This window comes from Ruegeria sediminis, assembly GCF_005938215.1.
In the GTDB taxonomy this organism is placed as follows: Bacteria; Pseudomonadota; Alphaproteobacteria; order Rhodobacterales; family Rhodobacteraceae; genus Ruegeria; species Ruegeria sediminis.
This window is the reverse complement of record NZ_VCPD01000004.1, coordinates 321,005-346,123: the sequence shown is the minus strand read 5'-3', so window position 1 is coordinate 346,123 and position 25,119 is coordinate 321,005. Positions and strand designations below refer to the sequence as shown.

Annotated in this window: 20 protein-coding genes; 7 read left to right on the top strand and 13 right to left on the bottom strand. The window is 60.6% G+C overall.

Annotated features, from left to right (window positions below; all coding sequences use genetic code 11):
• Positions 1-138: 138 nt before the first annotated feature.
• Together FGK63_RS13115 and FGK63_RS13110 are read left to right on the top strand one after the other, a co-directional pair.
• The gene (locus FGK63_RS13115) at positions 139-1,194 is read left to right on the top strand and encodes a Gfo/Idh/MocA family protein (RefSeq protein ID WP_171052648.1); all 1,056 of its coding nucleotides are present in this window, start codon (positions 139-141) and stop codon (positions 1,192-1,194) included.
• A complete protein-coding gene (locus tag FGK63_RS13110; protein ID WP_138842932.1) occupies positions 1,191-2,111 on the top strand; it encodes a glycosyltransferase family 2 protein in 921 nt (306 codons plus the stop codon). The genes FGK63_RS13115 and FGK63_RS13110 overlap by 4 nt, the downstream gene beginning before the upstream one ends.
• On the opposite strand, the gene FGK63_RS13105 is transcribed toward FGK63_RS13110, so the two are convergent.
• Positions 2,108-3,256, bottom strand: coding sequence for a glycosyltransferase family 4 protein (locus FGK63_RS13105; RefSeq protein ID WP_138842930.1), 1,149 nt, complete (start codon positions 3,254-3,256; stop codon positions 2,108-2,110). The two genes, FGK63_RS13110 and FGK63_RS13105, sit on opposite strands and share 4 nt — an antisense overlap.
• A gap of 219 nt (positions 3,257-3,475) precedes the next feature.
• Between FGK63_RS13105 and FGK63_RS13100 the strand changes: the two genes are divergently transcribed.
• The gene (locus FGK63_RS13100; protein WP_138842928.1) at positions 3,476-4,750 is read left to right on the top strand and encodes a glycosyltransferase family 4 protein; all 1,275 of its coding nucleotides are present in this window, start codon (positions 3,476-3,478) and stop codon (positions 4,748-4,750) included.
• Between the two features lie 58 nt (positions 4,751-4,808).
• Here the strand turns inward: FGK63_RS13100 and FGK63_RS13095 are convergent, their stop codons facing one another.
• The 5 genes from FGK63_RS13095 to FGK63_RS13075 all read right to left on the bottom strand — a co-directional run bounded on the left by FGK63_RS13095 (position 4,809) and on the right by FGK63_RS13075 (position 10,604).
• On the bottom strand, positions 4,809-6,344 hold the full coding sequence (locus FGK63_RS13095) for an FAD-dependent oxidoreductase (RefSeq protein ID WP_138842926.1): 1,536 nt from the start codon (positions 6,342-6,344) through the stop codon (positions 4,809-4,811).
• Between the two features lie 34 nt (positions 6,345-6,378).
• Positions 6,379-7,350 carry an NAD-dependent epimerase/dehydratase family protein gene (locus FGK63_RS13090; RefSeq protein WP_138842924.1) on the bottom strand — a complete coding sequence of 324 codons (972 nt, stop codon included), beginning with the start codon at positions 7,348-7,350 and terminating at the stop codon, positions 6,379-6,381.
• Between the two features lie 97 nt (positions 7,351-7,447).
• The gene (locus tag FGK63_RS13085) at positions 7,448-8,188 is read right to left on the bottom strand and encodes a polysaccharide deacetylase family protein (RefSeq protein WP_138842922.1); all 741 of its coding nucleotides are present in this window, start codon (positions 8,186-8,188) and stop codon (positions 7,448-7,450) included.
• A gap of 3 nt (positions 8,189-8,191) precedes the next feature.
• Positions 8,192-9,676: a protoporphyrinogen/coproporphyrinogen oxidase gene (locus FGK63_RS13080; protein WP_138842920.1), complete on the bottom strand. Its 1,485-nt coding sequence runs from the start codon at positions 9,674-9,676 to the stop codon at positions 8,192-8,194.
• Position 9,677: 1 nt separating this feature from the next.
• On the bottom strand, positions 9,678-10,604 hold the full coding sequence (locus tag FGK63_RS13075; RefSeq protein ID WP_138842918.1) for a glycosyltransferase family 2 protein: 927 nt from the start codon (positions 10,602-10,604) through the stop codon (positions 9,678-9,680).
• A gap of 117 nt (positions 10,605-10,721) precedes the next feature.
• Between FGK63_RS13075 and FGK63_RS13070 the strand changes: the two genes are divergently transcribed.
• Positions 10,722-11,363: an oligosaccharide flippase family protein gene (locus FGK63_RS13070; RefSeq protein ID WP_138842916.1), complete on the top strand. Its 642-nt coding sequence runs from the start codon at positions 10,722-10,724 to the stop codon at positions 11,361-11,363.
• Positions 11,364-11,548: 185 nt separating this feature from the next.
• Here the strand turns inward: FGK63_RS13070 and FGK63_RS13065 are convergent, their stop codons facing one another.
• Positions 11,549-13,054, bottom strand: a complete 1,506-nt coding sequence (locus FGK63_RS13065) for a PepSY-associated TM helix domain-containing protein (RefSeq protein ID WP_138842914.1) — start codon at positions 13,052-13,054, stop codon at positions 11,549-11,551.
• Between the two features lie 263 nt (positions 13,055-13,317).
• On the opposite strand from FGK63_RS13065, the gene FGK63_RS13060 reads away from it, so the two are divergent.
• Both FGK63_RS13060 and FGK63_RS13055 read left to right on the top strand, forming a co-directional pair.
• The gene (locus FGK63_RS13060) at positions 13,318-14,301 is read left to right on the top strand and encodes a glycosyltransferase family 2 protein (RefSeq protein ID WP_138842912.1); all 984 of its coding nucleotides are present in this window, start codon (positions 13,318-13,320) and stop codon (positions 14,299-14,301) included.
• Positions 14,298-16,349 (top strand): hypothetical protein, encoded by a 2,052-nt coding sequence (locus FGK63_RS13055; RefSeq protein WP_138842910.1) that lies wholly within the window; start codon positions 14,298-14,300, stop codon positions 16,347-16,349. The genes FGK63_RS13060 and FGK63_RS13055 overlap by 4 nt, the downstream gene beginning before the upstream one ends.
• A 23-nt stretch (positions 16,350-16,372) precedes the next feature.
• Here FGK63_RS13055 and FGK63_RS13050 read toward each other — a convergent pair whose 3' ends face one another.
• From FGK63_RS13050 to rfbF, 6 genes are all read right to left on the bottom strand, one after another.
• A complete protein-coding gene (locus tag FGK63_RS13050) occupies positions 16,373-18,409 on the bottom strand; it encodes a B12-binding domain-containing radical SAM protein (protein WP_138842908.1) in 2,037 nt (678 codons plus the stop codon).
• Positions 18,410-18,521: 112 nt separating this feature from the next.
• Positions 18,522-18,887 carry a GtrA family protein gene (locus tag FGK63_RS13045; protein ID WP_171052647.1) on the bottom strand — a complete coding sequence of 122 codons (366 nt, stop codon included), beginning with the start codon at positions 18,885-18,887 and terminating at the stop codon, positions 18,522-18,524.
• A gap of 32 nt (positions 18,888-18,919) precedes the next feature.
• Complete coding sequence (locus FGK63_RS13040) at positions 18,920-19,798, bottom strand: NAD-dependent epimerase/dehydratase family protein (RefSeq protein WP_138842904.1); 879 nt, start codon at positions 19,796-19,798, stop codon at positions 18,920-18,922.
• Complete coding sequence (locus FGK63_RS13035) at positions 19,798-21,030, bottom strand: class I SAM-dependent methyltransferase (RefSeq protein ID WP_138842902.1); 1,233 nt, start codon at positions 21,028-21,030, stop codon at positions 19,798-19,800. The genes FGK63_RS13040 and FGK63_RS13035 overlap by 1 nt, the downstream gene beginning before the upstream one ends.
• On the bottom strand, positions 21,027-22,097 hold the full coding sequence (locus FGK63_RS13030) for an NAD-dependent epimerase/dehydratase family protein (protein WP_138842900.1): 1,071 nt from the start codon (positions 22,095-22,097) through the stop codon (positions 21,027-21,029). Before FGK63_RS13030 ends, FGK63_RS13035 begins: the two co-directional genes overlap by 4 nt.
• The gene (rfbF, locus tag FGK63_RS13025) at positions 22,094-22,867 is read right to left on the bottom strand and encodes a glucose-1-phosphate cytidylyltransferase (protein WP_138842898.1); all 774 of its coding nucleotides are present in this window, start codon (positions 22,865-22,867) and stop codon (positions 22,094-22,096) included. The genes FGK63_RS13030 and rfbF overlap by 4 nt, the downstream gene beginning before the upstream one ends.
• Positions 22,868-23,577: 710 nt before the next feature.
• Here rfbF and FGK63_RS13020 point away from each other — a divergent pair.
• On the top strand, positions 23,578-25,041 hold the full coding sequence (locus FGK63_RS13020) for an NAD(P)/FAD-dependent oxidoreductase (RefSeq protein WP_246044025.1): 1,464 nt from the start codon (positions 23,578-23,580) through the stop codon (positions 25,039-25,041).
• Positions 25,042-25,119 lie beyond the last annotated feature (78 nt).

Genomic DNA, 25,119 nt, shown 5'->3' with positions numbered 1-25,119 from the left:
TGATCCCGGTATAGCTTTGGATTTCAGAAACCTAGCGCAGGGGTGGTGGCTATGCTACTCCGCTTGCATGTGATTTTTTTATTGAGGTGCCGGGCGCATCGTGTCTGCGAACGCCCCTGTTTGGTGAAGAGGCGTTGCATGAAGATCGGGGTGATCGGGGCGGCCGGAAAAATCGGCCAGATGCGGGTTCAGAACATTCTCGAGTCTGCCGATGCCGATCTGGCGGCGGTTCTCGATCTTGAATTGCACCGCGCCGTGGCCGTAGCCGATGGTGCGCCGGCCTATACCGACCTCGACCGGTTCTTCTCAACGACGATGGACGCCGTGGTGATTTCGACCCCGGCCCATGTGCGTGAAACATTCTGCATCCGTGCATTCAAAGAGGGCCTCCACGTCCTGACCGAAAAGCCGTTGGCGCCGACGGTTGAGGGCGCGAGGCGGATCGTCGAGGCAGCCCGGAATGCCGGAAAGGTCCTGGGGTGCGGGTTCAACATGCGATACTACCCGTCCTTCGCTCATGTGAAGGATATCGTCATGTCTGGCGAAATCGGTGAGATCGATCATGTCCGGGTCTATGGCGGTCATGGCGGGCTTGGAAATTTCACACATGACTGGGAGTATCAGGCCGAATTTTCCGGCGGCGGCGCGCTTTGGGACGTGGGCATTCACATGACCGACATGGTGCGGTTCATCCTTGGGGACATCACCAGCGTCTATGGGGTGACGGGCAACAAGGTCTGGAACGTGCCCGGGTCCGAAGACAACGCAGTGGCGGTATTCCGAAACACTGATGGCATTCCGGCCGTTTACCAGGCCAGTTGGATCGACTGGAAGGGGTATCAGAGCGCCATCGAGGTCTATGGTTCACACGGCATGGTGCGCGGGGCCTATGCGCCGATGCAGAACCTCGTCATCACAATGGACAAACCGGGCGGCACGGCACGGCGAGTGCGGAAGTACTACCCCGAGATCATGCTGCGCGAGAAACTGAAGTCGTGGAAAACGACCGCTATTCAGTCGTTTGGCGAGGAACTGTCCGACTTTATCCGTATGGCCCGGGGCGAAACCGGATTACGCTGCGCTGATGGGCATGCAGGTCTTCGCGCAGTTGAAATCGCCGCAGCCGTCCCTGAAAGCTCGCGCAGCGGTCAGCCGGTCTTTCTGGAACCACTAGGGGAGATGACGGCGCGATGAGCAGCGATCCGACCCTTTCGATCGTTCTGACCATCGTTCAGGGCGGAACCTATGTTCGCGACTTTCTCGAAGCCGTGCGCAGCTTCGACGATCCACCGCCGCTGGACGTGATCATTCCCTATGACGCCAGTGTCGCAAGTGTGGCGGACTATGCCAGTGACTATCCCGAGGTGCGGTTTCTCGATCTCGGTGTGATCGAGCCGATCCGCCCGATTACCTCGGAAGCAGGCAAGCACGAGCTTTACGACCGTCGCCGCTCGGCCGGGTTGGCCGCAGCCAAGGGCGACATTATCGGTATTCTAGAAGACAGGGGCCTGCCTCAGGCCGATTGGGCGCGCACCATCGTGCGGCTCCACGCCGAAACCGGCAAGAACGTGATCGGTGGTGCGATCGAGTGCATGGAACCGGTGAGCACGCTCAATTGGGCCTTCTACGTAACGGATTTTGGCCGGTACGGACGCCCCTTCGACTCCGGGCCCGCTGACTGGGTGTCCGACGTGAACCTGACTTACAGCCGCAAGGCGCTGGAAGAGACGCGCCACCTTTGGAAGGACCGCTACCATGAACCCATCGTGCATTGGCACTTGATCGAACAGGGCGAGGACCTGTGGCTGTCGAACGAGGTCGTCGTTCACCACCACCGGCCCAAGGCCACATTCGGCGAATTGCTGCCCGAGCGGTTCGATTGGGGACGGCTGTTCGGTGAGATCCGGGTGCGCAACGAAAGCAACCTGAAACGGCTCGGGTTGATCCTGGCCGGTCCTTTGATCCCGCCTTTGCTGTGGGTCCGCCATTACAGGTTGCAGGCCAGCAAGGGGCGCGGCGTGCGCTACCTCAAGGCGCTGCCCTATGTCATGCTGCTGACAACGGCCTGGACGCTGGGCGAAGTCTGGGGCTACATCACCAAGCGGCCCTAGGCGCGGATCTGCGCGCGCGCAAGCTCGTAATACGTCTTTTCAAATTGTCGATGCACCCAGTCGGGGTTGAACCGGTCTTCGCGGCTGCGTTCCAAAGCGTTCTCTGCCATGTTCCGGCGGCGCGGCTCGTCCGACAGGATTTCCGCTACAGCTGCGCAAATCGCGTCGACATCGCCGATGGGTACGACGGCCCCGACGCGGCCGTCGATCAGTTCGACCACCCCGGAGCAGGCCGCCGCCACCGCGGGCGTCCCGGCTTGGAACGCTTCGGCGATGGTGAAGGGCAGCGCCTCCCATCGAGAGGTGAGAAGAAACAGGTCCGCCGCCCTCAACAGCCGGATCGGCGCGTCGGTGCGACCGATGAAGCGCAGGTGCTTGCCGAGCCCCTTTTCTTGCGCACGGGCGTGCAGCATCGCTTCATCCGGCCCGTCGCCGGCAACCACGAAACGGTAGCCGGGATGGCTATTCTTCATCCGGGCGACGCAGTCGATCAGGATGTCGATCCCCTTTTGTGGCTGCAAGCGGGCGAGGGTGACGATCAGTCGCTCGCCATCTCCCAGAAGTTCGGCCCGCAGACCGGCGATCTCATCCGCGCTGTCGTTGGGCGGCTGCGCGACTCCCAAGCCGATCACCCTCAATTTTTCCCGCGGCACCTTTCCGATCGATGCAAGATCTTCGGCGGATCGGTGGCTTGGGGTGATGACCAGATCGCATTTTGCGGCGATGCCGCCAAAGGCGGCGATCCGATCGGGTTCCGAACCGTGATAGGTTACGACGACCGGGACACGCCGCCCGACCCGGGCCAGGTTGGCCACCAGCGCCGGCGCAGATTCGTGGCAATGGATCAGGTCCGCCGGGTTGGCCGCCAGCCAACGCCGCAGACGCCAGGCCGCAATCGCCGCGTGGCGCATCCGATTGGCGACCGAGCCGCCGTCCGCCGCGACATAGCGCGTCGGCAGTTCCAGAAACTCGGCCTCCTGGTCGGGACCGGCCCAGATGTCGGCGGTGCCCGCCAAGGTGACACGGTGATCGTGCGCACGCAGCCACTCGGTCAGGCCGAGGATGTGTTTGGATATTCCGCCCATGCCGAACTGGGTGCCCATTTCGATGATATTGAGAGGTTTCTGGGCGGCGTCTGTCTGCATCTGCGGAGGATTTCGGATCTAAATACCAAGATTTTTCCGGATCATAGCATGCGCACCCGATTTGCCTACGCTCCCATGACCCCGACGTACCACCGCACAGCGAATGCAGCACGCCAGCAACACCGGGTGCGAACACTCTGATTGCGCGGCTTGGGTCTTTTGATTGCCGACGCGATCGTGTCTCATGCTTGCGATCCAAGGCAATCCGGTGCGATCTGAATGCGAACACTGCGTATCCTGATGTTTTCCACCTTCTACCCGCCGTATTCCTTTGGCGGCGACGCGGTCGGCGTGCAACGCATGGCGCGCGCGCTGGTAGCCCGTGGCCATGACGTGACGGTGGTGCATGACGAGGATGCGTTTCTGTCTCTCGGCGGCGCCGAACCGGCGGCCGCTGCCGACGACGGAGTGCGGGTCGTCGGATTGCGGAGTCGGTTCGGCATGTTTTCGAACCTGCTGACGCAGCAGACCGGCAAGAATGTCGTGCATGGTCGCCAGATCGCAGAGATTGCCGCAGAGGGTCGCTACGACATCATCTGGTACAACAACGTCTCGCTGGTCGGAGGGCCCGGGCTGCTGTCGGTCGGCGACGGGCTGAAGATCTACGAGGCGCATGAGCATTGGCTGGTTTGCCCGACCCATGTGCTTTGGCGTCATCACCGGGAACTCTGCGACGCGCGCGAATGCCTGCGCTGTGTGCTGGCCCATCGCCGGCCGCCGCAGCTTTGGCGGTACACGGGTTACCTGGACAGGCAGCTTGACCAGATGGACCTGATCATCTCCAAGAGCGAATTCAGCCGCGTGAAACACCACGAATTCGGCTTGCGTCAGGAGATGCAGGTTCTGCCCTATTTCCTGCCCGACATCGATCAGGCGGCGCTGCCTGATCCGGCCACGCATGAACGCCCGTATTTCCTGTTCGTCGGGCGCCTGGAGAAGATCAAGGGATTGCAGGACGTGTTCCCGGCCTTCGACCGGTATCCGGATGCGGATCTGCTGATCCTCGGCGACGGCGACTATGCGGACAATCTGAAAAGAATGGCGGCAGGCAATGATCGCATCAGGTTTCTGGGCCGCAAATCCCTTGACGAACTCAACGCCTATTACCGCGGCGCGATCGGACTGATCGTGCCATCCGTCTGTTACGAGACATTCGGCATCATCCTGATCGAAAGCTTTCGACTGGGAACTCCGGTGATCGCCCGCCGGTTGGGACCTTTCCCCGAGATCGTGGAACGGGCGGGCGGTGGTGCCCTGTTCGAAACGCAGGATGATCTGATCGCGGCGATGCGCGACCTGCAGCACCAACCGGTGCGGCGCGAAGAGCAGGCGCAAGCCGCCCGCCGCGCTTTCGAGCAAACCTGGCGAGAGGACCGCGTTCTCGCAGCCTACGGCGCCGCTATGGCCCGCGCGGCGCACGGCAAGGGAGACCGGGAATTGGCCCGGGTGCTGGAGGCGGGGGCGTTCGAGACCGGCCCGAGTACAGACGCCTGAAATCGACGATCGGATTGGAGGTTGGGCCTGCCGCTCCGGGCGTCTATTCTGCCAGCGTTCAATCTTCGGGCGCCAGGCTCCCGATGCGATGTGCGTTGGCAATGACGGTGAAGGTGATCGTCGTGGCCGGTATGCTGGGCAGGCAAGAAGCATCGACGATGTGAACACGCTCCAGCCCCCTTGGTCGCCCAAGCGTGTCCGCCTGTCCGGGTACGGGGTTTCGGGACATCGGTACCGAACCGCCGGTGTGAAAACTGGATCCCGGCTCGCCGGGGCGGCTGGCGAAGGTAAGCGCCGTGCAGCCTGCCTTGTTCAGAACCTGCGCCAGCCGGGAGGACGCCGCCTTCATGACACCGTGCGTTGCGCTGTTCGGCAGGACCGATGGGCTGAGCCGCCCGTCTGGGGCCAGCGAGAGTTCGATCTGCGGAGAATGGGCGGAGTGCAGAAAAACCTGCGCCACAATCAGACGCCGCGCCAGCATGTTCCACAACGGCGCGGATCCCGGCAGTTTTGCGCCATAGCGGGTAATCAGATCGTGAGCGTAGAATTCGTTCCATGTGTAGATCTGGCTATGCACGAGATAGGGGGAAATCTGCGGGTCATCGACCTCGACAAAGATCTGCGGCAGCGTGTGATACGGACGCTGGTCGGGGCGGGGCGATACGCGCCATCGATGCAGGCTGGGAAGAAAGAGATGCTGGCTGTCCTGCAGCCGCAACTTGCGGCTCTGGTCAGGATGTGAAGCCAGTAGCAGCCGCGCCGTTTCCAGAACGCCCGTGGCCACAAAGACCCGGCCCGCCCGCAGGATCTCACCATCGGCCAACGTCAAAGCGACATGGCTGCCGGCCTCTTCAAAACGGCGGACGAGGCCGGTGCGGTGCTGGAAACCTGCGTGTCGGAACAGGTTGTCCAAGGACTGCGTGGCCGAATAGATCAGGCCCCACGGGCATCCATGCAGACATTGCCCGCAGTAGCGGCAGCCTGGGTTGACCGCCAGGCGCGACGCTCCCGACCGGACGCCCATGTCCGCAAGATCCGCCTTGCTCCGGTTCAACCGGTCCAGGATGCGGCCGGCTTGCGGTGAATGCGAAAGGGCACTTAGACCTTGCATCGGAAAGGCGGGGAACACGTCCTGCAAGTCGTCCGTCCGGCCGCTTACCGGCAGAAACTCCGCGACGGCCTGATAGTGCGGGGCCAATTCGTCAATGCCGATCGGCCAGTCGGCCATGTCGGCGGCACGGTTGGGCAGGACCGCCGCGCCCCAAAGATTGGACAGACCACCCGTGGCATGTGAGGCGCGCAAGCCAATGCCTTGGGGCCGGACAAATGTCTCTTGCCCCGGTTCCATCGCGAAATCCGAGCCGTACCGGCGTACCTGACCGGGCGGAGAATCGAATTGCGGGGCTTGCCAGTCACCCAGATCTTCTGCGGACCATTCGGACGGATCCGAGGCGGCCATGCGCCCCTTTCGATCCTGCGTCTCGGGGCCGAGCGTCCTGCCTCCGTCCAGCATCAGAACCTGGCGGCCGCGTCGCAGCAGAGCGGTCGCGACCGACACGCCCGACGGGCCAGAGCCGATCACCACGTCGGTCACGGCGCAGTATCCCCGGCGGCCGGAAAGGGCAGGTTCAGCCGCATGTAGTCAGACGCATCTCGGCGACGATGTCGTCGATGATCTGCGACAGCGGCCGCATCGGGCGGAACCCGGTCACGCGCTTCAGCTTGGAGACATCCGGCAACCGGCGCTGCATGTCCTCGAAACCCTCGGGATAGACTGCGTCGTAGGGAAGGTAACGAATTTCCGATTTCGATCCCGTCATCTCGATGACCTGCTCGGCCAGCGAGCGGATCGAGATTTCCTGATCGGTGCCGATGTTGAAGACATCGCCCCGCGACTGCGGGGTCGCCATAAGCCGGCAAAGGGCTTCGACCACATCGGCTACATGGCCGAAGCACCGCGACTGGTCGCCGGTTCCATGCACGGTCAGCGGCGCGCCCTCGAGCGCCGATTTGACGAAATTCGGCAGCACCATGCCATAACGCCCGCTTTGCCGGGGGCCGGTGGTGTTGAAGAAGCGCAGAACCGTGACCGGCAGGCCGGATTCCCGGGCATGAGCCAGCGCGAGGAACTCGTCCAGCGTCTTGGCGCAGGCATAGGACCAGCGCAGGTTGCGGGTGGAGCCGATCGTCAGGTCATCCTCTTCCCTGAACGGAAAGCTCGTGTTCTTGCCGTAGACTTCGGAACTGGAGGCGATGAAGGTGTGCGTCTTGTTGGACAAGGCCGCGTCGAGAACGTTCTCGGTGCCGGCCACATTTGTCATGATCGACCGGCTGGGTTCGTCCATGATCAGCTTGACGCCAACCGCCGCCGCGAGGTGGAACACCACATCGGCGGATTTGACCAGGTTCGCCACCAGCTGCCGGTCCAGAACGCTGCCTTCGACGAAGGTGAACCCGGGCCGGTCGGTCAATGCGGACAGGTTCGACATGCGGCCGGTCGACAGATCATCGACAACCGTGACCGTGTGACCGTCGGCGACGAGCCGTTCCGAAAGGTGGGATCCGATAAATCCGGCGCCGCCGGTAACTAGAATATGCATGTGCTGTGCCACTCGTATTTCAAATGCCATTGTGCCGGGAATTGGAGCGCCCGCCCGTGCGTCCGGCCACAGACACGGGCAGGTGATGACATGTTCATCAAGCGTGCCTGCGCATCATGGCACGCAGTTCCCGCATTGTCTTGCGGGCGGCAAGATAAAGGCTGCCCCGCCCCTCGAGATGGGTCCGCCAGCGCGTGATGTCGTTGAAATAGTACATCTCGAGCCGCGGAAGGTCGTGGAGGTCGTCACCCGGCCCGGCAACGGCCAGCCGCGTCCCGACCGAAGTGTCATAGTGCCTGGCGATGCAGGCGCGAACCGTGGGGCTGGACGAACCATAGGGAGGCGCGAAATGACGGACAGGCCGGTCAAGACGCGCGGCGATCTCACGCCCCGAACCCGCCACTTCCTCTTCCAGATCTGGTGCCGAAAGCGTGGCGAGATCGGCATGGGTCAGGCTGTGTGCGCCGAAGAGAACGCCCTCGGCCGCCAGTGTCTCGATGTCTTTCCAGGTCATCAGCGGGCGCGGCGGAATGTGCCCGCCCCGCCAGGAGTCCGAGGCGCCCACGTGGCTGCTGGGCAGGTAGACGATCGGAAGAAAGCCGAAATCGCGCAGGATCGGCCAAGCCGTGTCGGCGAAATCGGCAAACCCATCGTCGAAACTGATGATGACCATGCGAGGCGCGGCAGGTGCGGTCAGCGCGTCGGGCGTCACCACGGGCAGGCCCGAATCTGCCAACTCCTGCATTTGCGCGGCAAACACGGCAGGCGCGATCGAAGTCGGTCCCGCCGCCTCGGAGATGGAGTGGTACATCAGGATATCGGCCTGCCAATTGGACATGGATCAGTCTTCCACCACGTGGGTCGCAAAGACCTCGCGGTACCGGTTCCATTTCGCGCGATCGACATTGCCTTTGGCATCGATGCAATCCGCCGCGCCGTAGGCCATGGCGAAGGCGTGGTGAGTGTTGTCGTGGGCAAACAGCCCTTGCCGTCCAAAGACCAACAGCCCGTCGAGGCCGGAAAGCCAGTTGTCGACGGCATCGAACCGCGCCTGATAGCCCGCATCGTAGACGGGATAGGCATGGCTCAGCCGCCGGGTTTCGCAGCGGCGGACCGGCACCGTGACGGGCAGGCCCAGTTGCTCCAGCCAGCCGGTGAATTCGAGTCCGAGTTCCTCGTCGGACATGGACCACCACTTCTCGTCCGGATCGCAGGGCAGTTCGGCGCAAAGCACGGTGACGCCCTTCGGCTCGGCACTGGCCGAATAATTCTTGGGTTCTGACATTCGGCTGATTGGAATGGACTGCTCTGGGAAATAATGCGCATCGAATTCAGTGAATTGTTCCGATTCCAGTACCAGGTAGAGCAGGATCATGCCCCGAAACCGAATCGCTCGCGCGGCGTCCACCACCTCGGGCGGGGGCGAATCGATCAGCCGGGTCAGACCGGTCAGGGGGATGGTCGACAGGATCAGGTCGCCGCTCAGTTGCCGTTCGGTCGCGCCGTCGCGAATTGTCAGCCCGCTGATGCGGTCGCCCAGACGTTCGATGCGGGTGATTTCGGTCTCGAACAGAAAGGTGGCGCCGGCCTCGCGGGCGCTTTTCAGCATCGCGTCGGAAATCTGTCCGAAACCCCGGCGCGGATAATAGAACCGTCCGGCCGTTTCGCTGCGCAGTCCCGGCAGCAGGCGCAGCATCTTCATCAGGATCTTGCCGACCGAGCCGCTGCCGACACGCCGCTCGGCCAGCGTCACCGCCAGTTTGTCCGGATCCAGCCCCCAGAGCTTGCGCACGTAGGGAAAATAGAAATTCTCGGAAATCGTCGGCCCCAAACCGTCGTAGAGCACAGTGGAAAAGGTGGCGGGGCCGGTGTTTTTCTTGCGGAAGGGTTTGAGGACCATGTCCCCGATCAGAGAAAGGGCAAAAGGTTTGGGTAGCCGGATCAGAGCGTCCGAAAGTTTCAGAGGGAAATGGATCCACTTTCCGCCCAACCGGATGCGGCCGTGCCTCGGCCGCAGCATCAGATCTTCACCCAACAGTGCCTTTACATCCCGCAGAACCTCGGGTTCCGCCGCCGGATGGAACCGGTGCGAGCCGTAGTCGCAGATCACGCCTTCGACCGGAAACGAGGCCGAATTGCCCCCCGCGACGGCGGCCCGTTCGATCACAGTGACCTTGGCCTGGCCCGAGCGCGTCAGACTGTGCGCCGCGGCCAGCCCGGCCGGTCCGGCGCCGAGAATGATGACATGTGGTTTGTCTGTGTTTCTTTCTGGCGGAGACGCGTCCGCCAACTGCGGCGCCTTCACCGGGTTGTCCGCGCGGTTCATGTCAGGGCCTCAGATGCAAGCGCGAGATCATGTCGGCGATCAGCCCCAGCGACCAGATCATGATGGCCGCAAGAAACGCGAACACCGTGGTTCCGCTGAGGTTCCAGTAGGTGAGGTCGATGATGAACTTCACCATGCCCAACGCAAAGAACATCAGGCCAAGCGGGATGAAGACCCTGAGCGGATTGAACAGCGTGCTGATGCGCAGGATCAGGATGATGAAATTGAGAAAATCGACCGGTCGGATCTTCGATTTTCCCACCCGCTTGCCGTATTCGATCGGCGTATAGATCATCCGCTTGCCATTCGACGTCATGCACAGAGTGATCGTGGTGGTGAAAGAAAAATTCTGCGGCAGAAGTGGCAGGAACGGGATCAGTTCGGATTTGCGAAAGACGCGCAGGCCGGAATTCAGATCGTTGATCTTGCGCTCGGCCAGGAATGAGGCGAAGGCGAACAGGAGCTTCTTCGCGGGTCGCCGCAGCAGTGGCACGTTCTTCATCGCCGCGCCACGGTCGCCCACGACCATATCCTGATCGCGGCACAGCGCCAGCATGCCCGGCAGATAACGCGCCGGATATGTGCTGTCGGCATCGAGGATTGCAATGTAGTCGTGCTGTGCCATTCGCACGCCGCGTTTCAGGCTGGCGCCATAGCCGGAATTGACGTCGTTGAATGCGATGGTGGCGCCGCTGGCTTGGGCCTCGGCGCGGGTGTTGTCTTCGCTGGCATCGTCCACCACGATGATCTCGTAGGGAATGCCGAGCGGTTCAAGATGGGTGCGCACGTCCTCGACCGTGCCGCGCACGGACTTTTCTTCGTTGTAGGCGGGGATGACCACGCTCAGGCTCATGCCCGACGTGTCCAGCTTGGATATCTCGCCCGACGTGGCGTTGCCCGGGTCGATCCGCTCTGCAATCTTGTTCATCAAAAAACAAACCTTTTACGTAATCACAATTTCAATGCCTGCGTCCGACCTCGTCCTCATGCGTGGCGAAAGGATCGCCGCGGGCCTAGTTCCCTGTTCTGTCGATAGTATTCGAACATGCGCAACCTGAACATAGACAATAAATCTGACCGAAAACGGCCATTGGGCGTCAAGTTTTGTACTTGTTCGGGCGTCACAAAGCAGATTGAGTGCCTTGAAGCCCAAAACGAAGCCGTATGCGGACAGGGCTGGGTGGCACGAGCGAAAGAAAGGAGAACGATGTCACGGCGGCAGAACTTCACCAGCGGTGTCGCCTGGATGTCTGCGGGGATCTGGCTCGAGCAGGTGCTCAATTTCGTCATTTTCGCCATTCTGGCCCGAATTCTGGGTGTCGAGGCCTTTGGCCTTCTGGCGATGGCCGCGGCGTTCGTGCTGTTTTCCGAGTTCCTGGTGCGGGAATCGATCTCGGAAATTCTGCTGACCTTCGACGATCTGTCGCCGGAGCGGCTGAACTCGGTATTCTGGCTGCTGATGTTGCTTGGGGTCGGCCTGTCCACACTTCTGGTTCTTGTCGCTGGGCCAGTCTCGCCGTTTTACGGCGAAGTGCTGGCGGGCCGCTTGCTGATCGGACTTTCCCCGACCGTGTTGATGATCGCAGCAGCGGCCGTGCCGGTGGCGATTTTGCGACGCGAAATGCGTTTCCAGGTCCTCGCGGTGCGGGCCGCGGTAACCGGCCTGCAAATTGGACGCCTTTCGTGACTTCAATCCCTGCCTTCGGTGGCCGCAGGTGTTGTCTCTGCATTGGAAACGGATAGCCGCAAATCCCGCTGTTGTTGGCGGGAACGCTGACAGGAGGGTTGGTTGATACTTGCCTCGCTCTCCTGACCATGCGGGGCCGCTTTGACTTGCTTTCGGTGCTCGCCAGTCGGGCCTGAGGTCAGGGATCACCAGATCGGGCGCCCCAGGCGGAAATTGACGATCTGTTCGCTGTTATCCGTTTTCTTCAGTCGGACGGTAATCTCCATCGAAGTGTCGCTGGGTAGAATTCGGAATTGTGCTTGGGGCTTTTCTCTGACCTGCGTCAGTTCCAGTTGCTGGGCGTCGCCGTTGTTGACCACGACCGAGGCTTCCTCGACATCCGGTTCACCGAGCCGTAGCGCGACATCCAGGGGCCGATCCCGTCGCAACGGCTCGTTCAGAATAAGACGGGCCACGGAGCCCGGCGTATCGACGGGATGGATCCACGATTTGCGAACCGAATCCGGGCCGAACCGTAGATAGGCGGCGACAAGAATGCCCAGGAGGATCAGTAAATAGATCCAACGGGACCACCCCAAACCCCGCCAGATTCGCCTCAACGGCCCGTATTGTGCGGCATTCGGCGCCAGTCGGGCCGCAAAAACAAGGGCGCCGGTCAGGGCGACGGCAGTGGAGGCAAAACCAAGGAGGACCCAGAGGCCGCGCGAGAAGGCTCCACCCCAAGTTCCGAAATGCAGCATCTCCACAAGCGTGTACCAGCGGGCGAGGCCCCGTGAGTCGTCCGGTGCGAAGGCGCCCAGTATCTCGAAGGTCAATGGATCGATTGAAACCGAACTCGATCCGCTCAACTCCGAGTAGCCATCCTGATGACCGATGAATTTGATACTTTCTGTTTTCCTTCCCGGTATCAGCATCTCGACCGGTTCAAAGCCCGGCAATGCGTTTCGGGCCAGCGCTTCGGCCCGATCGATGGCGGCGGGCCCGAAGTCGGATGGCAAAGCGGTTTCACGCTCGGCCGTGGGTTTCGGTTGCGGTACCTTGTCCGCATATCCCAACTCGCCGAGAAAGAAGCAGAAACTCGTCACCGCGATCAGAAGCACAAGCGGCACTGCCCAAACCGCCGTCAACCGATGGGCGCCTCCGGCCCAGGATCTGGGACCGTTCGAACTGTTGGGCCATCGAAACAAGCCCTTCCAGAAGCGGCGATACGTGACGAGACCGCTTGTCATCTGAAGGAACAGCAGGATCGACGACGCGGAAATCACGAGGACGACCGTTTGTTTGGTTGTCAGAAGACTGTCATGCAGGTTGCGCAAAATACTGCTGAATCCCACTGTCCGGGATTCCGCGACAACTTCACCGGTGACCGGATCCGTCCAGAAATTCACGATTTCGCCCCATCCGGTATGGCCTGTCGACCGGTCAGCGAACCACGGCGTGGGACGTTTGGTGATATTGAAGACGTCGCTTTCGGGATGAGCTTTCTTGATGCCCTGGTAGATGGTGCTGAAGCTGGCCGTGCGATCCTCTTTGTTCACGGTGGTCCAGATTGCAGGCCGCGCAATGGATTCAAGCTCCAAGCCGACGACCAGCAGCGTGCCTGTTAAAAACAGGAAAGCGAAAAAAATGGAAAGATGCAGGCCCAGCCAAGTATGAAGCTTGAACACCCAGTTGCGAAATTTTCGATTCATTCAGCCAGCGACAATCACAACGTTCCACGACATATTCGATGAATTGAACGCATTAAATGAAACTTCCATTCGGGAAACAAGTGCTCGCAGTTTCCCGGCGTTCCGCGCCGCAGTTTCGGCATCAGTTGTGGCGGCCGGCGCACGTAGCGCGAAAGATTATTTCTTACCGGGGGTTGTGCGAATCCGCGGGATCGCAGGATGGTATAGGTGCCTAAGACCGGCGTGTGTTATCGGTACCTGTGATTGTTATGCAAAGAAATGAAATGAAAACCATCTCCATTGTCTCGCCGTGCTTCAACGAAGAAGACAACGTGGCGACGTGTTATGAAACCGTAAAGGCGATTTTCGAGAAGGATTTGCCGGGCTACAGGCGAGAGCACATATTCATCGACAATGCCTCGTCGGACCGGACCGTGGAGATCCTCCGGGAGATTGCGAAAAAGGACCAGGACGTGAAGGTCGTGGTCAATGCCCGCAACTTCGGTGTGTTCCGGTCTACTTTCAACGGGTTGCGTTACGCGTCCGGAGACGGGGTCGTCGTCATGCTGCCGGTCGATCTGCAGGACCCGCCCGAAATGATCCCCGAATTCGTGGAATTGTGGGAAAAGGGGTACGACGTGGTGGCGGGCGCCCGCAGTACCCGCGAGGAAGGCTTCGTGATGCGCTCTGCCCGAGGGGTGTTCTACACGATCGTCAACCGGTTGTCAGACGTATGGCTGGAACCTTCGGTGGGCGAGTTTCAACTCATCGACCGAAAGGTTCTTCAAGCGGTCCTGTCGCATAACGACCACTACCCTTACATCCGCGGAATCATCGCAAGCTGCGGTTTTCGCAGGATCATTATCCCCTATGTCTGGAAGGCGCGAAAAAGCGGGCTGTCGAAACATTCACTCATGGCGCTGACCGATCAGGCGTTGAACGCGATATTCTCGTTCACGCGTGCGCCCATGCGGTTCTGCACGCTCAGCGGGCTTGTGATCGCCATCAGTTGCATCCTGTTTTCGATCATTTCCACGCTGCTCTATTTCGTCAATCCGGATCAAGCTCCGCGTGGGACGACGACGATCATCGTCGCGCTGTTCTTCCTGTCGGGTATCCAGATGCTGTTCATAGGCATGTTAGGGGAATATATTACTTCGATACACAATCAGGTGCGTGGCGGCCCGATTGTTACGGAACAGGAGCGAATCAACATTGAAGGACCGGCCAGGGATCCGGCTCTGGTCAAAGACGAGCCGTTGGCATGAATGCCGTTCAGGCTATGCGGCAGCGATGCATCGCCGCGCTTGGGCTTTGGCTGTGCGGCGGGCCCGCCTGGGCCGTCGAAGCCCCCGTCACCAATGCGACTCTGGTCGAACTGAGGCTCTGGTTCCTCGTGATGGTCTTGGCCGCGGTGCTGGTGCTGGGCGTTTTCTGGCGCCGTGGGCAGTTTCTGTTCGGCATCCTGGGTGCCGCGATTCTGCTTGGGAGTTCCGCCCGGTTGTGGCTGACCTTGCCGCTTTGGTTCCCGCGACTTGAGATCTCGGCCGTCCCGCCGGAAAACCTGATCATGCTGGCGGTGCTCGCCGCTCAGGCCGGTTTGACGCTATACGTGTTGTTACAACCCGCTGGCCGGACAGCAACAATGGCCCTGGTTGGTCGGGCTGGAATCCTGCGCCTGATCCTGTTGGCTGTTCTGGTTGCGGCATTCAGCCTGTCCGCGACGCCCTATCTCGCCTACGGATATCATCTGGCCTTTGGGCTTCAGATTGGTGTCGGCGGCGCGTTGTCATTCATGCAGATGGCAACACTGGTCGCGCTTTTCACCGTGGCCGGGCCGGATGGCGCGCCGCGCATTCCGGCTGCCGGTCTTGCCGCCTTCGCCGCCGTGGTCAGCGCCGTTCTCGCCTGGACTGCTTTCGACCGCGTTCCGCACGTTCAGGATGAACTGGCCTATCTGTTTCAGGCGCGCACCTTTGCAGAAGGCGCGCTGTGGAGTCCGGCTCCGCCGGAGGCGGCACAACCGGCGTTGGAGTTTTATCTGCTGGATGTTCACGAAGGCAAATGGATCGGCGTGCCCGCGCCGGGTTGGGCATTTGTCCTGACCGTAGGTGTTCTGATCGGGGCGCCTTGGCTGATCAACCCGCTTCTGACCGGGGCTTCCGTGTGGCTGGCACACGACATCCTGCGCCGCGCCGTCAGCCGAGAGCGGGCGGACCTGGTCGCTTTGTTAATGGCGACTTCCCCTTGGGTGCTGGCCACGGGCGCCACGTTGATGACACATGCGACGGCGCTGGTGATGGTCCTGTTGGCCTGGTGGTGTCTGCTGTGCGCGGGGGCCGGGTCTAGCCGTCGCGACGCGGTGCTGGCGCTTGTCGCGGGGTTGGCGCTGGGCTGGGTCTTCGTCACCCGGCCGCTTGATGGATTGATCATTGGCGGATTGACCGGGCTATGGCTATTGCGCCGCCTGCCCGGCGGTTTCGGGCAAGTCCTCGCCTGCGCGCTTGGCGGTATCGCTTCCGGATCGGTGTTCCTGCTGTTCAACTATGCGGTCACAGGGGACGCACTGCTGACCCCGCAAGCCGATTACCTCAGCCGCTACTGGCCCGATACACAGAACGCTTTCGGATTTGGCGCCAACGTGGGACCGCCTGCCAAAATGTGGGGCGCGCTCGACATCTGGATCGGTCATAGCCCGGCTGAGGGCTTGCTGAATCTGTTCAACGGGTTTGCGTCTCTAAATCTCGAATTGCTGGGTTGGACATTCGGATCACTGGTTCCGGTCTGGATCGCCTTTATCTGGCGGAAGCGCCTGACGGGGTTCGACTGGGCGATGCTTGCGGTCTTCTCGGCGCTTGTCGGAGCGTTGTTCTTTTACTGGTTCACCGGGACGTTCTATGTCGGCCCGCGCTACTGGCATACCGCCCTTCTTCCTGCATTCGTTCTCGCCGCCGCCGGGATCGAAGAGGTCCGGCGACGGCTGCCGGACGAGTCGCGCGGCCGCCTGAACTGCATCATCCTGCTTTTGTGCGCGGTGTCGGTCGTCAGTTTCGCCTCTTGGCGCGGCGTTTCGAAATACAGCGGTTATGGAGGGTATTCGGGCGACATAAGGCGGCAGGCCCAAGCCGAGGATCTGGGCAACTCGCTTGTGTTCGTCACGACGCAACGCGACATTGGATCGGCGCTCTATCTGAACGATCCTTTCCTGCCCCCGGACAAGCCGATCTTTCTGCGCGATCTGGGTCCCGAGCAGAACGCTGCCGTCATCGCGGCATTCCCCGGGCGAGAGGTCGTCTACATGAAAGACGAAGACTAAAGGGCTTTGCGCGCCAACACCTGTTATTCGGCGACATGCCGATTTTCGGCATTCGTGAACACGCGCCTGAAATCATTCGCAAACATGGTTCGCGTGAACCTGCCCAAGCCCGAGGCGTGTTCCCCGAACGTTTTGATCCGAGACAGCAATGTCGTCTTGACGCGCGGATCGACCCGCGTCTGGAACTCGCGCGGGGCGTCGAACCTGTAGTCCAGCAGCGACCCTTCGTACCCCGAGTTCCGCCAGTTTTCGACGTCGTACAGAGACGTCCAGACCGGTTCGCGTTCAAGGCTTTCGGAAAACGGCACGTGCAGCATGACTGCGCCGTAGTAGTTGATGATCGTTTCCAGCATGACCTGCGCCTCGTCATCGTTTTCGTCCAGCAGATCCGATATGGCTTGCCGCAGGAAAGCGAGGGCCTCGCTCAGCACGATGAACCGCCCGATCATGGAATACTTGCTGAGCAGGTTGCCGCCCAGTTCGCCGCTAATCAGGGCATCATAGTTTTGCTCGGCCCACGCGACGCAGTCGGCACGGGTATCGAAAAGCTCCTGCTGGTTCTCGTCGAGATAGTTCGACACGGCATCCCGGAACGGCCTAGGTGCCTGATCGAGAATGTCCTGCATGTGCCTGACAATCTGGAACGGCCGGATACCGCGCGATCGCGCCAGTCGAAAGGCTTCTTCGAAATTGTTCTCGTAGTAGAAGATCGTCAGCAAAAGATGGAACACGCGGGTGTCCAGATAGTCCTGGAAGGAAAACTGTTCGGATTCCACGACCATCTCTTCGGTCTCGACCACCGTCGGACCGGCATATTTTCCCAAGCAGCGGGCAACCACCCTGTGGCGAACCTTGAAACCGAACTTCTCGCGGCTGTCGGGATTGGCCAGCGGGGCGCCGTGCAGCAGCATGAGCTGATGCGCCGCCACCCGGCTGACGCCGGTTTCGATCAGCTTGTCCACGGCGTCCATGAAGGATTCCTTGGTTTCGCCGGGCATGCACAGGATCAGCTCTCCATAGGATTGCATGCCGGTTGCATGGAGTTCCTGCTGTACCTCGGCATAGGTATCCAGACTGATATTGTCGCGCTTGACGTTCTTCAGCACCGTCGGGTTCAAAGACTGGACGGAAGAGGTCATTGGAAGCCGGCCCTTGGCTTTGCGCATGACCTTGATGATCCGGTCGCCGCGGTTTTTGCCCGTTGTCGTCCGGATGTATTTCGGCCAGTCGTATTTCTCCATCAGGTGACCGAGGTAGTCGGCGACCTCTTCGTCCTGCAGATACATGCCGAAATTGTCGTCGGCAAAGCAGAGCGGGCTGGCATGATTGATGCGCGCCACGATGTAGTCGAGATCAGCCTTGGTCCGTTCGAACGAGTGCCGAAAAACCTTCGAGTTCGACTTGACCGCCGAGTTGCAGAAGGCGCAGGTGAACGGGCATCCGCGTGCAAGCTGCATCAGCGCAAACAGGCCGGTGTCGAAGAACTTGTCCATCAATCCGGCAAGATAGGGTGAGGGAATCTCGTCCAGGTCGCGAATGCGCGGCACCTCGCCTCCGCGCAGAATCTCCTGGCTTTTCGGATGCACGAACAGAGTTCCGTCTATCGCTTCGTCCCACATCCCCTCGCGGCGGGCGCCTATGTCGATGAACCGTTGCAAGGTGTTCAGGAAGGCCCGCTCGCCTTCGTATGTGGGACCACGCACATGCATGTCGATCTGCGGCATCGTTCGGATCCAGCTTTCCTGCTCTTCCTCGGTCAGCGGAAAGTTCGGTCCGCCCATCAACGTCAGGACATTCGGATTGATCGACTTGGCGAAATCGGCAAAGGACAGTGCCAGGTGATGGTTCCAGGAATAGCTGGAGAACCCGATCACATCAGGCGCCGCTTTCTCGATCGCGGCCCTGAGTTCCTGCGGGTCGCGAAAGATCGCGACATCAAACGGCTTGGGGCTTTTTGCATAAGCCTTGGCGTAGGTGGCGAGGTTTCCCACACCCAAAGGATAGGTGTCCGAAGTTGCGGTAACGAGGTTATGACCGAGATCGGCAAGATAGAGACGCATCAACAATTACTCTCACGATACAAAGTCTATTTCAATTTTCAGGCTCCATAGTCACTTTGGCCCTTTGTTCGAAGTCTGCCGAGCTTTCGCCGCCCGGCCTTCTGGCAGTATATCAGGCTTCGGGCTCCCACGGAAAGCGATCTGTCAATACCCGGGAAATGGCGATGAAGGCGAGGATGGCGGCGGGCAGAACGATGATCCCCTGTGCCATGATCGGGTGGAGCCCGATGGCAAGCAGGCCCTCAAGTGAAGCCGCGTTGAGGCCATAGATCACGAGGTATGACAGCACGTAGAATGGCAGCCGCCTGAAGCCTCTGGTATCGAAGACAAGCCGGGCGTGGGTCATGAAGTTCCACAGCACGCCGCCGGAAAACGCGATCGCAAGGGCGGCTTGCGGCGGCAGTCCGGACAGGTTTAGAGCGGCAAAAAGCGCGTATCCGAAGGCCGTGTTCAGAACCCCGACCATGGCGAAACGCATGAACGATCTTTTGCGGGGCACCATACGCTTAATCATCGCGCTACGCCCTCCGCGTCGAGAACATCAGCCACCCCAGAAACGACGTCATAATGCGGCACGAAGCCGGCCTCGTGCCGCAGGCGGGTCACATCCGCCGCCAGCCGGGCCGGATCGTCGGCCGCGCGTGGCACGGCGCCCAGCCGGACAAGCCCCGGACGGCGCATCTGCAGCGCGATTTCCTCGATCAGCTTCCGGACAGGAATTGCGGCCCCGCTGGCGACATTCACGGGGCCGGCCAAGTCGGCTTCCAGCAGTCGCAACAGGGCGCGCGCCAGGTCGTTCACATGAAGGAAATCACGTTCCTGCAAACCGTCGGTACAGTCGACGAGCCGGTTTGCGGTCAGGTTCGAGATCAGATCGCCAAAAAGCCGCCCCGGCGGTTCGCCCGGCCCATAGACGAAAAAGATCCTGGCCCAGGCAATTGAAAGGCCAAGCGCCTCTTGACCGGCACAGAGCGCAAGGCCGGTCCCTGCCTTCGCCGCACCGTAGAGCGAACGCGGACGCAAGGGTGTGGTTTCGGTCAGCATCGGCACAGTCCAGTCGTATTCCGCGCAGCTGCCGGCACAGACCGCGCGTTCACCACCTGCGCGTGCGAATTCGCGAACCAGGTGCAGCGTCGCGGCCATCCAATCGAGGTTCTCCGGAGCGGTCCACCGGTCGCGGGTTCCGTCATGCCATGCCAGATGAAGCAGGTGGCTGGCGCGTGCCTGCTTTGTGGCCGATGTGGTGGCTTCCCGATCCAGCAGATCGCAGGCGATATCGCTTGTTCCGGCGCGGCCCAGCGCAATCACCTCGTGTCCCGCACCGGCAAGAGCCCGAGCTGCGGCACGGCCAATCAATCCGGTCGCCCCGGTCAGCAGCACCCGGGCCATCAGTTGACCCGGATCTCCGGCACGGCGGTCACGAACCTTGTTCCGTGCGTCCTGAGATCTTCCATCTGTTTCACGACTTCGTCCCGGATGTTCCAGGGCAGGATCAGAACATAATCCGGCGGGGCTTCGCGCAGCGCCTCGATCCCGAATACCGGGATGTGGCTGCCCGGCAGCAGGGTGTTCTGCTTGGCCGGATTGCGGTCCACGCAATAGGCGATCAGATCAGTGCCGATCCCCGCGTAATTCAAGAGCGTATTGCCCTTGGCCGCAGCGCCATAGGCGGCGACGGTCTCGCCTTTGGCTTTCGCTTGCCGCAGAAAGGCCAGCAGCCCGTCGCGCAACGCTTCGACTCTGCCGGTGAAGTTCATGTACCCCTCGGGACGGTCAAGCTGGGCTGCCGCCTCGTCCGCGCGAACCTTGGCGAGGCCGGCGCCTTCGGAATGGCTCGCGGCGTTGAGACAGGCAAAAACCCTCAGCGATCCGCCGTGCGTGGGCAATTCCTCGACGTCGAACACGCGCAAGCCTGCCTTGGAAAGGATTTCTTCGACCGCCAGAAGGGACAGGTAGGAGTAATGTTCGTGATAGATAGTGTCGAATTGGACTTCGTTGATGAGATTGAGGAGATGCGGAAACTCGACCGTATAGACCGCGTCGCCGGACAACAGGAAAGCGATGCCGGCCACGAAATCGTTTATGTCGGGCACATGGGCCAGAACGTTGGCCGAGCAGATGAGCGCGGGAGGCTTTTCTGATCCGGCAATTTTCCGGGCAAGTTCAACGCCAAAATAGTCGACAATCGTGCGGACACCTTTGCTTTGAGCGGCAGCAGCGACACTGCCGGAAGGCTCGACACCCAGCACCGGGATACCCTTTTCGACGAAATACTGAAGCAGGTAGCCATCGTTCGAAGCGATCTCGATCACCAGATCCTCCGGCCCGAGGTCGAACCGCTGAACCATGTCCTCGACATAGGCACGGGCATGGGCCAGCCAGCTGACCGAATAGCTGGAGAAATAGGCATAGTCGGCGTTGAAGATCTCGTCCGCAGGAACCGCGTCCTCGACTTGAACAAGATAGCACCGGTTGCAGACCCAGGCGTGGAGCGGATACCGCGGGCATGGCATATCGGCGCGCTCAGGCGGAACGTACGAATTTGCGAGCGGCGAAAGCCCAAGATCGACCAAGGTTTGCGACAAGGCCGCACCGCAGTGCCGGCAACAAGGTTGAGTCATTGCGGCAGCCTCCAGCGCAGATCCTCGCCGAGCGTTCCCTGCTGAATATGTTGCTCGAGTGCCTTCAGGCGCATCAGTGGTGAGGACCGGAAATCGGAATCGCGAAAGCCGATCTCGTTGAGAAGTTTGACCAGATCGCCGATCGTGCCGGCGAGCGTATGTATCGGCTGGTGATCCGGAGCGAGTTGGCCGTAGAGCGAAAAGTCCACGCGATAGGACCGGTTGTCGGGCGAGGCATCTGGATTTATCGAGTAGCTCGCGCCCGGGACGGCGTCGACAACTGCCTGGGCAAGGTCCCGGATCTGATAATTCCAGGCATCTGAGCCCGCGTTGACTGCCAGCCATTGGCCGCCGGCCGCATCGGACCGGGAGATGGCCCAGTCTATGGCGCGCGCCATGTCGCGCACATCGATGAGCGGCCGCCACGGGCTGCCATCGCTCAACACCGTGATCTTGCCGGCGGTGACGGCGCAGGCGGCGAAATCGTTCAGCACCAGATCAAGCCGCAGTCGGGGCGACGGGCCGCAAGCGGTGGCAAAGCGCAATGCTGTGCGCAGCATACCCGGCGCATCCATCGTCTCCAGGGCACGCTCGGCGCCAATCTTGCTGCGCGCATAGGCGGTGAGGGGGTTCAGCGGCGCATCTTCGGACCGCGCGTCGCCTTCGGCGAACCCGTAGACCGAACAACTGGACGCAAAAACGAAACGGCTGACCCCTGCCGCGGCCGCCAGATGCGCAGCGCGGATGACGGCATCCTGGTTGATTTCTTGGGTGACGGCTTCAAACCGTGCCCCCATGGGATCGTTCGATACAGCCGCAAGCGCCACGACGGCGTCGGCTCCTTCGAACAGTGATGCGTCGATGTCGCGGATATCGGCGATGATCTGGCGGTTGAGGTGGCGTTCAGGCCAGGCATCGTGCGTGGTCAGCCGGTCCGAGAAATAGCCGGGGTCCATCCCGATCAGTTCGGCGCCGGGATAAGACTTCCGCAAGGCTGCGGTCACCACGGGCCCGACATAACCCAGATTGCCGAGCAGGATGATTTTCGGATTCGAACCCAGGGTCATTCCCAAACCTTCCAGGGTGCATTGCCTTCCAGCCAGCGGGCTTCCAGCTGTCGGCGGTCTCGAAGCGTGTCCATCGGCTGCCAGAAACCGGAATGTCGAAACGCCATGAGTTCGCCCTGTGCGGCAAGCGTCTCAAGCGGGGCGCGTTCCCAGATCGTGTCGTCGCCTTGGATCAGCTCTCCGACGGACGGGTGCAGAACAAAAAATCCGCCGTTGATGAAACCGCCGTCACCGCTTGGTTTCTCGGCAAACCGGGCAATTCGGTCGCTTGAAAGCTCCAGAGCGCCAAAACGGCCCGGCGGCACGACAGCCGTCAAAGTCGCCTGTTTGCCGTGGTTCCTGTGGAACTTGATCAGCGCGGTGACGTCGATGTCGCCAACACCGTCGCCGTAGGTCATGCAAAAGGCTTCTTCATCCTTGAGCAGATGCATGATGCGCCCCAGTCGGCCACCGGTTTCGCTGCCTTCACCCGTATTGACCAGAGTCACGCGCCACGGCTCGGATTTGCTGTTTGCGATTTCGAGATCGCCGTTCGCCAGATCGATCGTGAAGTCCGAACTGTGAAGGAAGTAGTTCGCGAAGTATTCCTTGATGACGTAGCCCTTGTAGCCAAGGCAAACGATGAAATCGGTGATGCCATGGGCAGCGTAGATCTTCATGATGTGCCAGATGATCGGCCGTCCGCCAATCTCGACCATCGGCTTTGGTATCCTGACGGTTTCCTCGCTGAGCCTGGTCCCGAGACCACCGGCCAAAATCACGCACTTCATGAAATGCTCCCTCGGTACCAACAGGCCGCACCGCCAATTCGATGGCCGCAAAACCCGGCCGATACGGCATTTTCCAAAACAAACTCTCATCCGCAGTAGGGCGGATGCACCCGGCTTGTGTCAAGATTCACGGAGTCCCGACTCTCAGGGTCTGAAGGTTTGGCCGTAGTCGAGGAAGAGACGGAGACAATTGCAGGGAAGAGGGCGTATTGTTGAACTCGATTGGGGCTGGTTTCAACACGCCATGAATCGAGAAATTTCTGACTTTTGTTGGGTCAAATCGGACGCTACCCAAGTCTAGATCAATGCAAAATCGAGCAGATATGCTGGGCACACATAGTCGGCAGACACACAGACACTTCTACGTTTCGAGCATGTGCGCTAATTCCGCCTTGATTCAGAGGCTTGTCGACGAAGGCGGCGCCTGAACCTGAGCATTTCGCCGCGTCAGGACGTGTTAGGCAAGTGGAGCTGGGCAGCATTTTTGGTCGCAGCGTTTCCAGTAGCCAATCCAGAGGGCGTTTCGAAAGCCTGTTCGGATGCCATTGCAAAAAAACACTGCCTGGACCTCATCGCGCTGGTCCGCGCACGTCCCGCCCGGAATGGGCGGCCGGCAGGAATATGTTGTGAATCGAAGCCGTCCTCTTGTAGCCTGACCTAAATGTTTTGGTGTGAGTATTGGTGATTTGAAACAAGATACTGTTCCAGTCGTGATTATTGGTGGCGGGCCAGCGGGGCTGACCGCAGCCTACGAATTGCAGAAGCTGAGCCATGCGCACGTGCCGCAGGTCTACGAGGCCTCTGATATGGTTGGCGGCATTTCCCGGACCGAAACCTACAAGGGCTATCGTTTCGATATCGGAGGGCACCGGTTCTTCACCAAGGTGCGCGAGGTCGAGGATATGTGGCGCGAGGTTCTCGGCGATGACTTCATCACCGTGCAGCGCCTCAGCCGAATATTCTACCGCGGCCGCTTCTACGACTATCCACTGCGCATCTTCAACGCGCTGGGCAATATCGGACCTTACGAGACCTACAAGATCATCGGCAGCTACATCAAATGGAAGCTGCGGCCGAAAGCTCAGGAAGACACGTTCGAAGATTGGGTCATCAACCGCTTTGGCGGGCGGCTCTACATGCACTTCTTCCATAGTTACACGAAAAAGGTCTGGGGCATCCCGCCCTCGGAGATCCGCGCTGATTGGGCGGCGCAGCGGATCAAGAACCTGTCCCTGCCAAAGGCGGTCTGGAACGCGATTTCCGGCGCCAACGACACGGCCAGCCTGATCGAGGAGTTCCAGTATCCGCGCCTTGGCCCCGGCATGATGTGGGAAAAGACCCGTGACCTGATCGAGAAACAGGGCGGAACGGTCCAGATGCGCACGGAAGTCGTGAAGGTGAATCGAGACGGCAATCGCGTGACTTCGATCGACGTCCGTCGCTGGACCGAAAATGGTGGTCAAAGCGAAAAAACCGAACGGATCGAAGGTGCGCATTTCGTCAACTCCATGGCCGTCCGGGACCTGATCCACGCCTTTGACCCTCCGCCCCCACCGGAAGTCGTCGCGGCGGCCGATCGCCTGAAGTACCGGGACTTCCTGATCGTGACGCTGATGCTGGATCATGCAGATCCCTTCCCGGACAATTGGATCTACATCCACAGCCCCAAGGTAAAGGTGGGCCGCATCCAGAATTTCCGGGCCTGGTCCAAGGAAATGCTGCCGGATCAGAACACCTCGTCGATCGGAATGGAGTATTTCTGCCAGAAGGGCGACGGGCTGTGGTCGTCTTCGGACGAGGATCTCAGAAAGCTGGCCAGCGAAGAACTGGAAAAGCTGGACCTGGCAAAGGCAAGCGACGTCATAGACTGGACCGTGATCCGCCAACCCAAGGCCTATCCGGTCTACGATGGCGAATACAAGGAAGCGCTGGATACCGTCAGCGGCTGGCTGAAGACACTTGAGAACTTCCAGACCGTCGGGCGCAACGGCCTGCATCGGTACAACAACCAGGACCACTCGATGCTGTCCGCGATGTATGCCGCGCGAAACATCTTGGGCGAGAACAACGACGTTTGGGACGTCAATGTCGAACGGTCCTACCACGAGGAATTCGAGGCCAAGCCCAAGAACAAGGCCAGCAAGGAGCGTTTGGACAAGGGGGCGGTGCTCTGAATGCCATTCTGAGCGGTTCGATTTCGATAGCAGGAAAAATTGTAAGGCAAGCGCTTTTCAGAATGTTCAAGTTGGGTT

Excerpts from the sequence above, each read along its gene's own strand:
- FGK63_RS13045 (WP_171052647.1), bottom strand. The coding sequence starts at position 18,887 with ATGCGTTTCGCCATGGTCGGGGTTCTGAACACGGCCTTCGGATACGCG.
- FGK63_RS13085 (WP_138842922.1), bottom strand. The coding sequence starts at position 8,188 with ATGTCCAATTGGCAGGCCGATATCCTGATGTACCACTCCATCTCCGAG.
- rfbF (WP_138842898.1), bottom strand. The coding sequence starts at position 22,867 with ATGAAGTGCGTGATTTTGGCCGGTGGTCTCGGGACCAGGCTCAGCGAG.
- FGK63_RS13075 (WP_138842918.1), bottom strand. The coding sequence starts at position 10,604 with ATGAACAAGATTGCAGAGCGGATCGACCCGGGCAACGCCACGTCGGGC.
- FGK63_RS13070 (WP_138842916.1), top strand. The coding sequence starts at position 10,722 with ATGCGCAACCTGAACATAGACAATAAATCTGACCGAAAACGGCCATTG.
- FGK63_RS13100 (WP_138842928.1), top strand. The coding sequence starts at position 3,476 with ATGCGAACACTGCGTATCCTGATGTTTTCCACCTTCTACCCGCCGTAT.
- FGK63_RS13050 (WP_138842908.1), bottom strand. The coding sequence starts at position 18,409 with ATGCGTCTCTATCTTGCCGATCTCGGTCATAACCTCGTTACCGCAACT.
- FGK63_RS13060 (WP_138842912.1), top strand. The coding sequence starts at position 13,318 with ATGAAAACCATCTCCATTGTCTCGCCGTGCTTCAACGAAGAAGACAAC.
- FGK63_RS13090 (WP_138842924.1), bottom strand. The coding sequence starts at position 7,350 with ATGCATATTCTAGTTACCGGCGGCGCCGGATTTATCGGATCCCACCTT.
- FGK63_RS13105 (WP_138842930.1), bottom strand. The coding sequence starts at position 3,256 with ATGCAGACAGACGCCGCCCAGAAACCTCTCAATATCATCGAAATGGGC.
- FGK63_RS13110 (WP_138842932.1), top strand. The coding sequence starts at position 1,191 with ATGAGCAGCGATCCGACCCTTTCGATCGTTCTGACCATCGTTCAGGGC.
- FGK63_RS13115 (WP_171052648.1), top strand. The coding sequence starts at position 139 with ATGAAGATCGGGGTGATCGGGGCGGCCGGAAAAATCGGCCAGATGCGG.
- FGK63_RS13065 (WP_138842914.1), bottom strand. The coding sequence starts at position 13,054 with ATGAATCGAAAATTTCGCAACTGGGTGTTCAAGCTTCATACTTGGCTG.
- FGK63_RS13080 (WP_138842920.1), bottom strand. The coding sequence starts at position 9,676 with ATGAACCGCGCGGACAACCCGGTGAAGGCGCCGCAGTTGGCGGACGCG.
- FGK63_RS13040 (WP_138842904.1), bottom strand. The coding sequence starts at position 19,798 with ATGGCCCGGGTGCTGCTGACCGGGGCGACCGGATTGATTGGCCGTGCC.
- FGK63_RS13030 (WP_138842900.1), bottom strand. The coding sequence starts at position 22,097 with ATGACCCTGGGTTCGAATCCGAAAATCATCCTGCTCGGCAATCTGGGT.
- FGK63_RS13035 (WP_138842902.1), bottom strand. The coding sequence starts at position 21,030 with ATGACTCAACCTTGTTGCCGGCACTGCGGTGCGGCCTTGTCGCAAACC.
- FGK63_RS13055 (WP_138842910.1), top strand. The coding sequence starts at position 14,298 with ATGAATGCCGTTCAGGCTATGCGGCAGCGATGCATCGCCGCGCTTGGG.